Origin of the sequence: Pluralibacter gergoviae ATCC 33028 = NBRC 105706 (assembly GCF_001598855.1) — a bacterium.
Taxonomy (GTDB): domain Bacteria; phylum Pseudomonadota; class Gammaproteobacteria; order Enterobacterales; family Enterobacteriaceae; genus Pluralibacter; species Pluralibacter gergoviae.
This window is the reverse complement of record NZ_BCZS01000060.1, coordinates 1-12,730: the sequence shown is the minus strand read 5'-3', so window position 1 is coordinate 12,730 and position 12,730 is coordinate 1. Positions and strand designations below refer to the sequence as shown.

General features: G+C 63.0%; 12 protein-coding genes. 3 read left to right on the top strand and 9 right to left on the bottom strand.

Translation table 11 applies throughout. The features are described 5' to 3' along the window. Positions 1–74: 74 nt before the first annotated feature. Genes xdhC through guaD form a run of 4 tightly spaced genes read right to left on the bottom strand, consistent with a single transcriptional unit; the run spans position 75 to position 5,943 of the window. Positions 75–848, bottom strand: coding sequence for a xanthine dehydrogenase accessory protein XdhC (gene xdhC, locus ENGE1_RS25620; protein ID WP_043083926.1), 774 nt, complete (start codon positions 846–848; stop codon positions 75–77). Then, on the bottom strand, positions 835–3,201 hold the full coding sequence (gene xdhB, locus ENGE1_RS25615; RefSeq protein ID WP_048254319.1) for a xanthine dehydrogenase molybdopterin binding subunit: 2,367 nt from the start codon (positions 3,199–3,201) through the stop codon (positions 835–837). The genes xdhC and xdhB overlap by 14 nt, the downstream gene beginning before the upstream one ends. Then, complete coding sequence (gene xdhA, locus ENGE1_RS25610; protein ID WP_048254318.1) at positions 3,191–4,612, bottom strand: xanthine dehydrogenase small subunit; 1,422 nt, start codon at positions 4,610–4,612, stop codon at positions 3,191–3,193. The genes xdhB and xdhA overlap by 11 nt, the downstream gene beginning before the upstream one ends. Then, positions 4,609–5,943, bottom strand: coding sequence for a guanine deaminase (gene guaD, locus ENGE1_RS25605; RefSeq protein ID WP_043083922.1), 1,335 nt, complete (start codon positions 5,941–5,943; stop codon positions 4,609–4,611). The genes xdhA and guaD overlap by 4 nt, the downstream gene beginning before the upstream one ends. Positions 5,944–6,311: 368 nt before the next feature. On the opposite strand from guaD, the gene ydfG reads away from it, so the two are divergent. From ydfG to ydfZ, 3 genes are all read left to right on the top strand, one after another. Continuing rightward, positions 6,312–7,061, top strand: coding sequence for a bifunctional NADP-dependent 3-hydroxy acid dehydrogenase/3-hydroxypropionate dehydrogenase YdfG (gene ydfG / locus ENGE1_RS25600; protein ID WP_043083920.1), 750 nt, complete (start codon positions 6,312–6,314; stop codon positions 7,059–7,061). A 94-nt stretch (positions 7,062–7,155) separates the two neighbouring features. Continuing rightward, the gene (locus ENGE1_RS25595) at positions 7,156–7,842 is read left to right on the top strand and encodes a GntR family transcriptional regulator (RefSeq protein WP_048254317.1); all 687 of its coding nucleotides are present in this window, start codon (positions 7,156–7,158) and stop codon (positions 7,840–7,842) included. Positions 7,843–7,980: 138 nt separating this feature from the next. After that, positions 7,981–8,184, top strand: a complete 204-nt coding sequence (gene ydfZ / locus ENGE1_RS25590; protein ID WP_043083916.1) for a putative selenium delivery protein YdfZ — start codon at positions 7,981–7,983, stop codon at positions 8,182–8,184. Positions 8,185–8,480: 296 nt separating this feature from the next. Here the strand turns inward: ydfZ and ENGE1_RS25585 are convergent, their stop codons facing one another. From ENGE1_RS25585 to ENGE1_RS25565, 5 genes are all read right to left on the bottom strand, one after another. Next, positions 8,481–9,635 carry a Gfo/Idh/MocA family protein gene (locus ENGE1_RS25585; RefSeq protein WP_048254316.1) on the bottom strand — a complete coding sequence of 385 codons (1,155 nt, stop codon included), beginning with the start codon at positions 9,633–9,635 and terminating at the stop codon, positions 8,481–8,483. Next, on the bottom strand, positions 9,628–10,701 hold the full coding sequence (locus tag ENGE1_RS25580; RefSeq protein WP_048254315.1) for a sugar phosphate isomerase/epimerase family protein: 1,074 nt from the start codon (positions 10,699–10,701) through the stop codon (positions 9,628–9,630). Before ENGE1_RS25580 ends, ENGE1_RS25585 begins: the two co-directional genes overlap by 8 nt. Positions 10,702–10,731: 30 nt before the next feature. Further along, positions 10,732–11,205, bottom strand: a complete 474-nt coding sequence (locus tag ENGE1_RS25575; protein ID WP_053075512.1) for a nuclear transport factor 2 family protein — start codon at positions 11,203–11,205, stop codon at positions 10,732–10,734. A 61-nt stretch (positions 11,206–11,266) separates the two neighbouring features. Further along, positions 11,267–11,659: a C-glycoside deglycosidase beta subunit domain-containing protein gene (locus tag ENGE1_RS25570; protein WP_045288477.1), complete on the bottom strand. Its 393-nt coding sequence runs from the start codon at positions 11,657–11,659 to the stop codon at positions 11,267–11,269. A gap of 10 nt (positions 11,660–11,669) precedes the next feature. After that, on the bottom strand, positions 11,670–12,683 hold the full coding sequence (locus tag ENGE1_RS25565) for a sugar phosphate isomerase/epimerase family protein (RefSeq protein WP_048254314.1): 1,014 nt from the start codon (positions 12,681–12,683) through the stop codon (positions 11,670–11,672). Between the last annotated feature and the right edge of the window lie 47 nt (positions 12,684–12,730).

Sequence of the window (12,730 nt, the reverse complement as noted above, 5' to 3'; positions counted from 1 at the left end):
AATATCTGCAGAAGAAAGGCTGCAGAACTAACAACTGCGCAATAACTTCCTCGTGCGGCGCCTCCTCGCCGCACTCACTTCCCGCTCTGATACACCGCAATAATCTCCCCGGCCACCGCCACCGCGATCTCCGCCGGCAGCTTGCCCTTAACATCCGGCAGGCCGACGGGGCAGCGCATGGTGGCAAGCTTCGACGCCGGGATGCCCTTGCCCTCCAGCAGATAATCGAAGCGCTGGCGCTTGGTCTGCGAACCGATAACCCCCAGATAGCGCACGCCCTCGCGCCGGAGCAGCGCGTCGGCGAGGGCCAGGTCCAGCGGATGGCTGTGGGTCATCACCACAAACAGGCTGCCGTCCGGCGCCCGGCGGGCGATGTCGCAGGGATCGTCGGTGTGCAGGCAGCGCACGCCGGAGGGCGCATCGCGAAGGTAATCCTCCCGTTCGTCAACCCAGAATACCCGGCAGGGCAAGGTGGCGAGCAGGGTCACCAGCGCCCGGCCGACGTGGCCGGCGCCGAAGACGTAGACCGCCGGCAGCGGCCGCCCCCAGGGCTCGAACAGCACCCGGGTCATGCCGCCGCAGCACTGCCCGGCGCGGGCGCCGAGGGCGAATTTCTCCTCGCGGGGCTGCTGCGCCCCGCTTGCCAGCATCTCGCGGGCGATGGCCGTACACTGAAACTCCAGATTGCCGCCGCCGATGGTCAGCCAGACCTCCTCTTCGGCAACGACCATTTTAGTGCCTGCCCCGCGCGGCACCGAGCCGCGATCCTCCATCAGCGTGAGGATCACCGCCGGAACCTGCCGCTCGCGCAGGCGCAGCAGCACGTCGAGCCACTCATCGTCCTTCATGCTCACCCTCCTGCACCGCCATCACGCCGCCGAGCACCCGCTCCGGCGTCGCCGGGGCGTCGAGGTGCGGATGGCGCCGGTAGCCGCCGGCGGCGGCCACCGCGTCCTGCAGGGCGCACCATACCGAAATACCCAGCATAAACGGTGGTTCGCCGACCGCCTTCGAGCGGTAGACGGTGTGCGCCTCGTTGGGCATGCTCTCCAGCAGCGCGACCTTGAACACCTCCGGCATATCGCCAACGGCCGGGATTTTGTAGCTCATCGGCCCGTCGCTGAGCAGCCGCCCTTTATCATCCCACACCAGCTCCTCGCTGGTGAGCCAGCCCGCGCCCTGCAGAAACCCGCCCTCGATCTGACCAATATCCAGCGCCGGGTTCAGCGAACTGCCGACGTCGTGGAGGATGTCGGTGCGCAGCAGCCGGTACTCGCCGGTGAGGGTGTCTATTACCACCTCCGAGCAGGCCGCGCCCCAGGCGAAGTAGTAGAACGGCTCGCCCTTGCCCGCCGCGCGGTCGTAGTGGATCCCCGGCACTTTATAGAAGCCGGTGGCCGAGAGCGGCACCTGGTTGAGCCACGCCATGTTCGCCACCTGGGCAAAGCTGAAGTAGCGCTCTCCGGCCCGCACCACGCCGTTGTGAAAGACAACATCTGATTCATCGCAGGCGCACTGCTGGCAGAGCATGGCGGTCAGCCGCGCCTTCAGGGTGCGGGCCGCCGCCTCCGCCGCCTTGCCGTTGAGATCCGCCCCGGAGGAGGCCGCCGTCGGCGAGGTGTTGGGCACCTTACCGGTGGTGGTGGCGGTCACCTGAATATCGGCGAGCGGAATTTGCAGCACGTCGGCGACGATCTGCGCCACTTTGGTGTTCAGCCCCTGGCCCATTTCGGTGCCGCCGTGGTTGAGCTGCACCGTGCCGTCGCTGTAGACGAGGATCAGCGCCCCGGCCTGGTTGAGAAAGGTGGCGGTAAAGGAGATGCCGAACTTGACCGGCGTCAGCGCCAGGCCGCGCTTGAGCACCGGGCTGGCGGCGTTGAAGCGGGCGATCTCCGCCCGGCGTTCGGCATAGCAGGCGCTGTCCGCCAGCCGGTCAGTTATCGCCCGCGCCAGATTCTGCCTCACCGGCTGTTCGTAGTGGGTCACGTCGCGTCCGGCGCCGCCGTAGAAATTCAGCCTGCGCACCGCCAGCGGATCGCGCCCGAGATAGCGGGCGATGGCGTCCATGATCTGCTCGATGGCCATCATTCCCTGCGGACCGCCGAAGCCGCGAAAGGCGGTGTTGGAGGCGATGTTGGTCCGGCAGCGGTAGCCGGTAACGCGCGCATCGCCGAGGTAGTAGGCGTTATCGGCGTGGAACATCGCCCGGTCGCAGATCGAGCCGGAGAGATCCAGCGAGTAGCCGCAGTTGGCCGCCAGATCGATAACGACGCCCTGCAGCAGCCCCTCGTCGCTGAAGCCGACGTCGTAGCGGACGAAGAACGGATGGCGCTTGCCGGTGATGCGCATATCGTCGCGCCGGGAGAGCCGCAGCTTCGCCGGCCTGCCGGTAAGCCGCGCCGCCAGCGCCGCATGACAGGCGATGCCCGCCGCCTGGGTCTCTTTGCCGCCGAAGCCGCCGCCCATGCGGCGAACGTCAACGGTGACTTTGCTCATGGTGACGCCGAGCACCGAGGCCACCAGCTTCTGCACCTCGGTGGGGTGCTGGGTGGAGGACCAGATCTGCATCGCGCCGTCCTCGCCGGGGATCGCCTGCGCCACCTGCCCCTCCAGATAGAAGTGCTCCTGGCCGCCGGTGTGGAACTGGCCCTGCAAGCGGTGCGCCGCGCGCGCCAGCGCGCCGTCGGCGTCGCCGCGCTGCTGAACGTGGGGCTGCTCGACGTAGCTTTCGCGCGCCAGCGCGGTTTCCACATCCAGCACGGCCTCCAGCGGCGTAATGACGATTTTCACCGCCTGCGCGCCCCGGCGCGCGGCCTCCGGCGTGTCGGCGGCGACCATCAGCACCACCTGGCCGTGATACTCCACTTTCTCTCTGGCAAACAGCGGATCGCCCGGCGCCAGCGGGCCGATATCCAGTTCGCCGGGCACGTCGCGCCAGCTGAAGATGCGCACCACGCCGGGCTCCGCCAGCGCCGCCGTCAGGTCCACGGCGTCAATCGTGCCGTGAGCGCAGTCGCTGAGCACCGGGCAGAGGTGCAGGGTGGCGGCCAGCTCGGCGCGATCGTCGATATACTCGGCGGCGCCGCTGACGTGGCGGTCGGCGCTCTCGTGGCGGCGCGGACGCCCCGCCCGGCCCTGCAGCTGCTGCAGGAACTGCGTCTTCAGCGCCTCTTCATCAGGGATTTCAATTTTAGCGGACATCGCTCACCTCCACGGCGCAGGTTGCCGTCTGGTCCAGGTAATAGCGGGCAAGCAGGTTTTTCGCCACCTGCAGGCGGTAGCCGCTGCTGGCGCGCACGTCGCTCATCGGCGTGAAGTCTTCCGCCAGCGCGGCGGCGGCCGCCGCCAGGGTCGCCCGGGTAAAGGGTTTGCCGCTGAGCAGCGCCTCGCAGCGGTACGCCCGCGCCGGGATCGCCGCCATACCGCCGAAGGCCACGCGGGCCCGGCGAATCATCTCCCCGTCGCGCTCGATGCATATCGCGCCAAAGACAGCGGAGATATCATCCTCCCGCCGCTTGGACACTTTCCACAACCGCAGGTTATGTGACATTGTCACGTCATCGATCAGGATATGGCTGATAAATTCGCTCTCCTGCAGCAGCGTCTGCCGGTAGCCGGTAAAGAAGTCGGCCAGCGCCACCTCCCGCACCGCGCTGCCGCGCCGCAGCCGCAGGCGGGCGTCCAGCGCCAGCAGCGCCGGCGGGCAGTCGCCGATGGGCGAAGCGTTGGCGATATTGCCGCCGAGGGTGCCCTGGTTTCGCACCTGCTGCGAGGCAAAGCGGCCCAGCATCTCGCTGAACGCCGGAACGCTCTCCCGCAGCCCCTGCTGCAGATCGCTCAGGGTGGTCATGGCGCCGATCTCCAGGCCCGCGCCCCGGCGGCGGATGCCGCGCAGTTCCGGGACGCCCTGCAGGGCGATCAGCTGCTGATGGGGCCTGTAGGCCTGAGTGACCAGCAGATTAAGATCGGTGCCGCCGGCCAGCAGCCGCGCCCGCGGATGGCGCAGCAGCGCATCCGCCAGGGCATCGGCGCTGGCGGGCATCAGCACCCTTTCCTGCGCCTGCGGCTGCGCGGCCATCTGCGCCAGGCGGTCGGCGGTGGCGGCGGAGGCGGCGCTGAAGGCGTCCGGCTTCAGAGAGGCCAGCAGGCGCGCAGCGGCGTCAACAATGGGCCGGTAGCCGGTGCAGCGGCAGAGGTTGCCGCCGAGGTGGTGGTGAATCGCCTCCGCCGTGGCCGGTTCGCCGCTGTGGCACAGGGCGAAGGTGGACATCACTATTCCCGGCGTGCAGAAACCGCACTGCGAGGCGTGGCCGCAGGCCATCTCCTTCTGCACCGGATGCAGCTCGCCGCCGTCGGCCAGATCTTCGACCGTCAGCAGCTGTTTGCCCTCCAGCTGGGCCACCAGCAGCAGGCAGCCGTTGGCGCTGCGGTAGCGCATTTTGCCCTCTTCAACGCTGCCGATCACCACGGTGCAGGCCCCGCAGTCGCCGGAAGCGCAGCCTTCCTTGGTGCCGCAGCGCCGCCGGTCATTGCGCAGCCAGTTGAGGACGGTGAGGTTCGGATCGACGTTCTCCAGCGCTACCGGCTGCTGGTTTAACAGAAACTGCGTCATGCTGCTGCCTCCACTGCGTCACGCGCCCAGACCCGGCGCCCGCCGACCCAGGTTTCGGCGATATTGCGGTCGTCCCCGAGGGTCATCAATACGAACAGCTGTTCATAGATATCGCGGCAGCGGCCGTGGCGCAGCGCCTGCAGCGGGGTGACCGCCGGGTCGAGCACCGCGAAATCCGCCTCTTTGCCGGGGGTAAAGCTGCCTATTTTATCGTCGAGGCACAGCGCCCGCGCGCCGCCGAGGGTGGCGTGGTAGAACGCCTCGCTGGCGCACAGCTTATAGCTCTGCAGCTGGCCGATTTTGTAGGCCTCGCCGAGGGTGCGCAGCATATTGAAAGTGGTTCCGGCACCGACGTCGGTGCCGATGCCCATTTTGACCCGCTTGTCCCAGCAGGTTTTTAAGCGGAACAGGCCGCTGCCGAGGAACAGGTTGGAGGTCGGACAGAAGGCCACCGCCGAGTTGCTCTGGTGCAGGCAGTCCCACTCGCACTCTTCCAGGTGTATGGCGTGGGCGAAGACGCTGCGCTCCCCGGTCAGCCCGTAGTGATGATACACGTCGAGATAGGTCTCATGCTCCGGCCACAGGCTTTTCACCCAGGCGATCTCCTGCGGGTTTTCGCTGAGGTGGGTGTGCAGCCAGGTATCCGGAAACTCGCGGCGCAGGCGCTGCACCGCCTCCAGCAGCTCGGGCGACGAGGTGGGCGCAAAGCGCGGGGTGATGGCGTAGCCCAGCCGCCCGCGGTTGTGCCAGCGTTCAATCAGCGCCCGGGTTTCGGCTTCGCTGCGTTCGGCGCTTTTGGTCAGATACTCCGGCGCGTTGCGGTCCATCATCACCTTTCCGGCAATCAGCCGCATGTTCAGCCCCTCGGCCGCCGTGAACAGGGCGTCTACCGACTCCGGGTGCACGGTGCCGAACACCAGCGCGGTGGTGGTGCCGTTGCTCAGCAGCTGGCTGAGAAAGAAGGCCGACATCTGCGCGGCGTGATCGGCGCTGGCGTACTGGCTCTCCACCGGGAAGGTATAGGTGGTCAGCCACTCCAGCAGCTGCTCGCCGTAGGCGCCGATCATCTCGGTCTGAGGATAGTGCAGATGGGTATCGACAAACCCCGGCACGATCAGCCTGCCGCGCAGGTCGTGCCAGTCCGCCGGATGGCGCAGATGCCGCCGTCCCTCCTCCCACGGCAGCAGGCCCAGGGTTTTGCCTTCGCCGATAAACAGCAGCCCGTCTTCAACGTAGCGGGCGTTGCGGGCGATGTCGTCCGGCGTTTCAGCAATATCGGTGATATCAAAAAAGCTGCTGCGCAGCGCGTGACTATAGGTCGCTATGTTCATCTTTATTCCTCCGGCAAAGCCGCCGGGTTATTTGTGGCGCTTCTGATAAGGAATGAATTAGCAAGCGGCGTGCCAACAAAGAAATCGAATAATTGTGTTTATTTTCATTCAGATAGGTATTTTTCATTCATTTGCGCAACAGAATAACAAATATTCTCAATGCAACCGTTTGCTTATTTAACGAAAACGGTTGCATTGCTTCTGTCCCGGTTTTCTGAGGGTGAACGGTGAAACCGGCGTGCACGATGATGTCGCAACCGCACTCTTTTTGGGCGTCCCGCCGCCGCCGGGTGAAAACGCCCTTACCGCCGCATTATCCTGCGTGGTATGGTATGACAACCGTCAACGCATTAAAGGAACAGCAAAAAATGATCGTACTGGTTACCGGCGCCACCGCAGGATTTGGCGAATGCATCACCCGCCGCTTTATCGCCAACGGCCACAAGGTCATCGCCACCGGCCGCCGCCACGAGCGCCTGCAGGAGCTGCAGGATGAGCTGGGCGACAACGTGCACACCGTGCAGCTCGACGTGCGCAACCGCGCGGCTATCGAAGAGATGATTGCCGGCCTGCCCGCCGCCTGGCGTGAAATCGACATTCTGGTCAACAACGCCGGTCTCGCCCTGGGACTGGAGCCCGCGCACCGGGCGAGCGTCGAAGACTGGGAAGATATGATCGACACCAATAATAAGGGCCTGGTGTATATGACCCGCGCGGTGCTGCCGGGGATGGTCGAGCGCAACCGCGGCCACATTATCAACATCGGCTCTACCGCCGGCAGCTGGCCCTACGCCGGCGGCAACGTCTACGGCGCGACCAAGGCCTTCGTGCGCCAGTTCAGCCTCAACCTGCGCACCGATCTGCACGGCACCGCCGTGCGCGTCACCGATATCGAGCCGGGCCTGGTGGGCGGCACCGAATTCTCCAACGTTCGCTTTAAGGGCGACGATGCCAAAGCGGAGAAAACCTACGAGAACACCAACGCCCTGACCCCGGAAGACGTCACCGAAAGCGTCTGGTGGGTCGCCACCCTGCCCGCCCACGTCAATATCAACACCCTTGAGATGATGCCGGTGAGCCAGACCTACGCCGGCCTGAGCGTACACCGTAAAGGCTGACGCCGCGAAATCCTGCCCGACCTTCGGTCGGGTATGGGTTTTGGCATAAAAACCGCGTAAAATAACGCACTTACTCTGTCAGCAAAGAAAAGCCATGGCCGCCGAATCGCAACTCAATCCGACCCAGCCCGTCAACCAGCAGATCTACCGCATTCTGCGCCGGGACATCGTCCACTGCCTGATCCCGCCGGGCACGCCGCTCTCTGAGAAAGAGGTATCGGTGCGCTTTGAGGTTTCCCGCCAGCCGGTGCGCGAGGCGTTTATCAAGCTGGCGGAGAACGGCCTGATCCAGATCCGCCCCCAGCGCGGCAGCTACGTGAACAAAATTTCGCTCGCCGGCGTGCTCAACGGCTGCTTCGTGCGCCAGGCCATCGAATGCGCCGTGGTGCGCCGCGCCGCCGCCCGCATCACCGACGCCCAGTGCTATCAGCTGGAGCAGAACCTGCACCAGCAGCGCATCGCCATCGACCGACAGCAGGTAAACGATTTCTTTGCCCTCGACGACGAATTTCACCAGCTGCTGTCGCAGGTAGCCGACTGCCCGCTGGCCTGGGACACCATCGAGAACATCAAGGCGACAATCGACCGGGTGCGCTATATGAGCCTCGACCACGTCTCCTCCCCGAAGATGCTGCTCAGCCAGCACCAGGCCATCTTCAGCGCCCTGCAGCGCTGCGATGCCGATGCGGTAGACAGCGCCATGCGCGCCCACCTCGAACTTATCGAAGAGTCGGTGCAGCTAATCCGTAAGGAAAATAGCGACTGGTTTAGCGAAGAGTGATTTTTTCGCGTCTCCGGCAGGGCAAATAAATGTGACGTTGATCAAAAACAATGAAAAACAGACTCAGCGGCGTATTTATAGTGGGGCCGCGGCGGACGGGCGTTTGCTGCGGCGCTCAGATTTAAGGAGACATAAACCATGATGACTTACGATCGTAACCGTAACGCAATTACCACCGGCAGCCGCGTAATGATTAACGGCACCGGAGAAACCGGGACCATTAAAGCGATCCACGCTGACGGCATGAACGCCATGCAGCTGCGCCGCAGTAAAACGGTGGAAATTACGGGCTGCAGCGGGAAGTATGAGCCGGTTGAGCTGATTCGTCTTGGGATGCATTAAGAGGGAGAGCTGAGGGCTCAGGGATGAGCTGGTTAGCGCAGAGTGAAGCGATAATATAGCACGCGTAAAAAGCCTGAATAGTTACCTTTTTCGCTCATGCCGCCGCTTAACTGCCTGTTAATCAGCGGGCAGTGGTCGTACCGCCCGCCGCGATCTAATCTATCGTTTTTAATATCGTCTACCCTAGTGTCGGATACAAACATTACGCGCAATCCGTTTGTGCCCCCTGCAGACGAGAAGATCTCATACCGTTTCGCCTGTCCCTGAAGCACTGATGAGAACAGGCTCAATCAGCCTCAGGTAAGCGCCGCCACCTTCACCCAGCGCTGCTCCCGGTGGCTTTGCAGCATGGCATCGACGATAAGCATGATCTGCGCCCCCTCGCGGAAGGTTGCGTAGCCCGCCTCGCCCGCCGGGGCTTTCCCCGCTTTCACATCCGCATAGAAACAAGCGAGCATATTCTTAAAGGCGTCCGGCCAGCCCTCAATGTGTCCCCCCGGATAGTGCACATGCGCCGCCGCCGCCGGAAGCAGCAGCCCGGGATCGTCGCTCACGGTACCGTTGGGCCTGTCGCGGTACCCCAGCCAGAGCCGCTGGGGGATCTCCTGGTCCCAGCCGATGGAGCCGTCGCTGCCGTTCAGTTCGAAGCTGAGGTGATTTTTTCTGCCGGCACTGACCTGGGAAACGGTCAGATTCCCACGGCTGCCGTCGGCAAAGCGCAGCAGAATGCTGGCGAAGTCCTCGGTCGTGACGGGCTTCTCCTCATACTCCGCGTTACCCTGCGCCGCGCCGAATGAGACGCTGCGCTGCCTCGCCGCCAGGCGAACGGGCCAGACAACGCTGAAATCAGCCATCACCTCGACAATTTTCAGCCCGGTGACAAACTGCACCGTGTCGCACCAGTGGGAGCCGATATCCGCCACCGTGCGGCACGCGCCTCCCCGCTCGGGATCGATGCGCCAGTTGTAGTCCGTCTGCTTCAGCATCCAGTCCTGAAGATAGCCGCCGTGGACGGCGAAGATGCGGCCCGCGCGGCCGCTGTTGACCAAAGCGGCAGCCTGCTGCACCATCGCAAAGTGGCGATAGACAAAGCTGACCCCGTGGACCACGCCCTTTGCCTCCGCCAGGGCCAGCAGCTCCCGGGCCTCATCTCCGGTCATGCACAATGGCTTCTCGGAAAAGACGTGCTTGCCCGCCGCAATAATCTGTCGGTTAAGGCTGGCGTGAAGATGGTTGGGAGTGCAGTTATGGACCACCTGTAGCCCCGGATGCGCCAGCAGCGCCGCCGGATCGCTATAGGCGTGGGCAACATTAAGCTGCGCCGCTTTTTTTTCAGCGGCGGCCTGGGTGCGATCGCACAGGGCCACCACCTCGACATCCCCCAGACGACGAAGCGCCTCAAGGTGCGCCGGGCCGATAAAACCGGCCCCGACAATGGCTGCTTTAATCATGGTGATGGCCTCCCGGCAGGCCCAGCATGGCGTTTATCGCCTCCCGGGAAGTGGTCGAGCGGGCAAAATCGTCGAAGGCCCGCTGTGCAACGGGAATAATCTGCCGACGGATATAGTCGGCCCCTTCTTTCGCTCCAGACTCGCTGTCCTGAATGCAGCACTCCCATTCCAGCACCGCCCATCCCTGATAGTCATACTGCGCCAGCTTGCTGAAGATAGCCGCAAAATCGATCTGCCCTTTCCCCGGAGAACGGAAGCGCCCCGGACGCGCGATCCACGGCTGGTATCCGCCGTAGACTCCGCTGCGGGCGGAGGGGTTGAACTCGGCATCCTTAACGTGGAAGGCGCGGATGTGCGGGTGATAAATGTCGATAAAGCCGAGGTAATCCATTTGTTGTAAAAGCATGTGGCTGGGATCGTAAAGGATATGGCAGCGCGGGTGGTTGTTAACCTGCGCCAGAAAGCGCTCGAAGCTGACGCCGTCGTGCAGATCCTCCGAGGGATGCAGCTCGTAGCAGACATCCACGCCCTGCTCGTCAAAGGTGTCGAGCAGAGGCTTCCAGCGCCGCCCCAGCTCGGCGAAGGCGGCCTGAATAACCGCCTCATCCCGGGGCGGCCAGGGGTAGAGATAGGGCCATGCGAGGGCGCCGGAAAAAGTGGCGTGCGCCTTCAGGCCCAGCCTTGCCGATGCCACCGCTGCGCGGCGAAGCTGGTTCTCCGCCCACGCCTGCCGGGCCCTGGCGTCATCCCGATAAGCCGGCGGTGCAAAGCCGCTGAACGCCTGCTGGTAGGCCGGGTGGACGGCCACCAGCTGCCCCTCCAGATGGGTGGACAGTTCGCTAATCTCAAGCCCATGCTCCGCCAGTACCCCTTTTACCTCATCGCAATAGGTCTGGCTCTCCGCCGCCGTTGCCAGATCGAAAATTGCCGGATGGTTGCAGGGGATCTGCACCGCCCGAAACCCAAGACCTGATGCCCACGTCGCCAGCCCCGCAAGGGAGTTGAACGGCGGCGCGTCGTTGATGTACTGGGCGAGGAAAAGACCCGGCCCTTTAATTGTCTGCATAGCGACCTCAATGGTGTTGTTGGGGAACGATCAGAACATTGGATGCGCGTTTTTCGAGTGTCGGGGCACATCCTGCAGCACGTCCCAGTGCTCAACAATTTTGCCGTTATCAAGCCGGTACATATCCACGACGCTGACCGTTTGTTTACGCACGCCGTCGGTGGCCCTGACGTGGATGGCGGCCAGGTTGCCGTCCACGAGGATCTTCTCGATAGCAAACTGGTTGTGGGGGCTGGAAAACAGCGGCGTCAGAGCCTGAATAGCCGCAGTACGCCCGTCGGCAATCCCGGGATTGTGCTGGATATAGTTTTCCGCCACCCACGTGGTGAAGGCTTTTTTGACATCTTTTTGCGAATAAAATGTGTAGGCAAACTGTGTCACTATCTGTCGATTATTCTCGGCCTCCGGTTCACCGGCACTGTGAGCCGGGTGGCTGACAGCCGCCATAGCGATACCTACAATCAGGGCGCAAAGCCGCCCCGGGCAAATGCGTATAGTCCTCATCCTGCTGATTCCTCTGTCTGAAAAAGATCGCTGACGGGCGTTGCCCGGCAGCGGATAAAGGTTATGCCTCAAGTTCCAGTTCGGTTTCGTGACTGGTGACCGGGACGAAAGGCAGGTAGGAGATGCGCAGCTTCTCCGCCAGCTTCAGGCGGTGTTTCCCGGCGGGCAAGCCGCCGGGCTTTAGCAGGATGATGGTCGCCTTTTCGCCAAAGTTCCACCGATCGTCGTACACGGTCTCCAGCTCGTCCAGACTCCACTCCCGCCCGCGGAGCGCAAAGCGCACGGCCTCTCTTGGCAGTGCTTCGCCGTTGAGGGTTACCGCTAAGTCCTCAACCATTGACAGGCCCAGCCCACGGTAATAGGGCAGACGGGCCAGAAAGCGCACGCCTATCACTTCCCCGTCACGGGTAACGTTGCTGAAGCCTTCTCGGCAGATAATGTGATGATCAAACATACGGCTCTCCTTATTTCGCCAGCAGCGCCGACGGCGGGGTTTCATTTAACAGATGGCAGAACATCAGCTGCTGCCGACGCACCTGCTCCAGGCTGTCCACTTCCTGAACGTCCTCCACCCAGCGGTTGCCCTCATACTCCGAGCAGATGTAGCCCTCATAGCCGCCCTGCTTCAGAACGCGGAATACTTCGTCGTAGGGGATCGACCACTCGGTCAGGTCGTCAGTCATCTCATAAAATTTGGCGTGAATGTTATGGATCCTCGGCATGAAATCGAGCATCCGCTTCGGTTCGTAGGCGGCGTTATGGCGCAGCGTTTCAGCCATCGCCACCTGCGGGCCCGGCCCCCACTTCTGCATCACGTCGAGGATAACGTATTCGCTGAGGGTGCGATCCTCATAGGCCTTTTCAATAAAGTCCGCCGCCGCCTGCGGGCAGCCGTTGCGAATAAAGCGCTCTTTCCAGACGCGCGGGAAGCGGAACAGGAACATCCCCATATCCGGCAGGAAGCCCAGGGCCCTGGTGTTGGCTTTTTCATAGGCTTCAGCGTGGCGAATGATCCACGGATGGTCGAAGTGTAGCGGAGCGTGAACCTCCAGCAGGATGGTGATGCCTTTATCCTCGGCATAAGGCGCCGCCGCCACCAGCACTTCAGGCGCGACGGAGACCAGCGAGCGGATAAACCGCATCCCCAGGCGTGCGGCGAAATCAATGTCGTTTTTGACGCTATTCACCTGCTCCGCGAACGGCATTGGCCGTCCCTTGTAGCGCTTGTAGTCAAGCATGAAGTCGTGGCATACCGGAACTGTGTCATACTTATCCATCAGATGATGCCACTCGGCGATCGCCTCCTCCGGGACGCCGCACTCCGGCCAGCCGTGAAAGGTCTGCTCGCCGATGATCTCAATGCCCCGGGCGCCAAAAGCCGCGCAGTGGGCGATCACCTGCTCAAGCGTCATTTTGCCAAGGTAGGTTTCGTTCTGAAAACTGTACAGGCTGACGCCGCGTTTAATTTTTTTTGTCATATCAGTACCAGGTAAGTTGTTGATTATCTTCTTTACAGACCGGTGGC

Excerpts from the sequence above, each read along its gene's own strand:
- xdhC (WP_043083926.1), bottom strand. The coding sequence starts at position 848 with ATGAAGGACGATGAGTGGCTCGACGTGCTGCTGCGCCTGCGCGAGCGG.
- xdhB (WP_048254319.1), bottom strand. The coding sequence starts at position 3,201 with ATGTCCGCTAAAATTGAAATCCCTGATGAAGAGGCGCTGAAGACGCAG.
- xdhA (WP_048254318.1), bottom strand. The coding sequence starts at position 4,612 with ATGACGCAGTTTCTGTTAAACCAGCAGCCGGTAGCGCTGGAGAACGTC.
- guaD (WP_043083922.1), bottom strand. The coding sequence starts at position 5,943 with ATGAACATAGCGACCTATAGTCACGCGCTGCGCAGCAGCTTTTTTGAT.
- ydfG (WP_043083920.1), top strand. The coding sequence starts at position 6,312 with ATGATCGTACTGGTTACCGGCGCCACCGCAGGATTTGGCGAATGCATC.
- ENGE1_RS25595 (WP_048254317.1), top strand. The coding sequence starts at position 7,156 with ATGGCCGCCGAATCGCAACTCAATCCGACCCAGCCCGTCAACCAGCAG.
- ydfZ (WP_043083916.1), top strand. The coding sequence starts at position 7,981 with ATGATGACTTACGATCGTAACCGTAACGCAATTACCACCGGCAGCCGC.
- ENGE1_RS25585 (WP_048254316.1), bottom strand. The coding sequence starts at position 9,635 with ATGATTAAAGCAGCCATTGTCGGGGCCGGTTTTATCGGCCCGGCGCAC.
- ENGE1_RS25580 (WP_048254315.1), bottom strand. The coding sequence starts at position 10,701 with ATGCAGACAATTAAAGGGCCGGGTCTTTTCCTCGCCCAGTACATCAAC.
- ENGE1_RS25575 (WP_053075512.1), bottom strand. The coding sequence starts at position 11,205 with ATGAGGACTATACGCATTTGCCCGGGGCGGCTTTGCGCCCTGATTGTA.
- ENGE1_RS25570 (WP_045288477.1), bottom strand. The coding sequence starts at position 11,659 with ATGTTTGATCATCACATTATCTGCCGAGAAGGCTTCAGCAACGTTACC.
- ENGE1_RS25565 (WP_048254314.1), bottom strand. The coding sequence starts at position 12,683 with ATGACAAAAAAAATTAAACGCGGCGTCAGCCTGTACAGTTTTCAGAAC.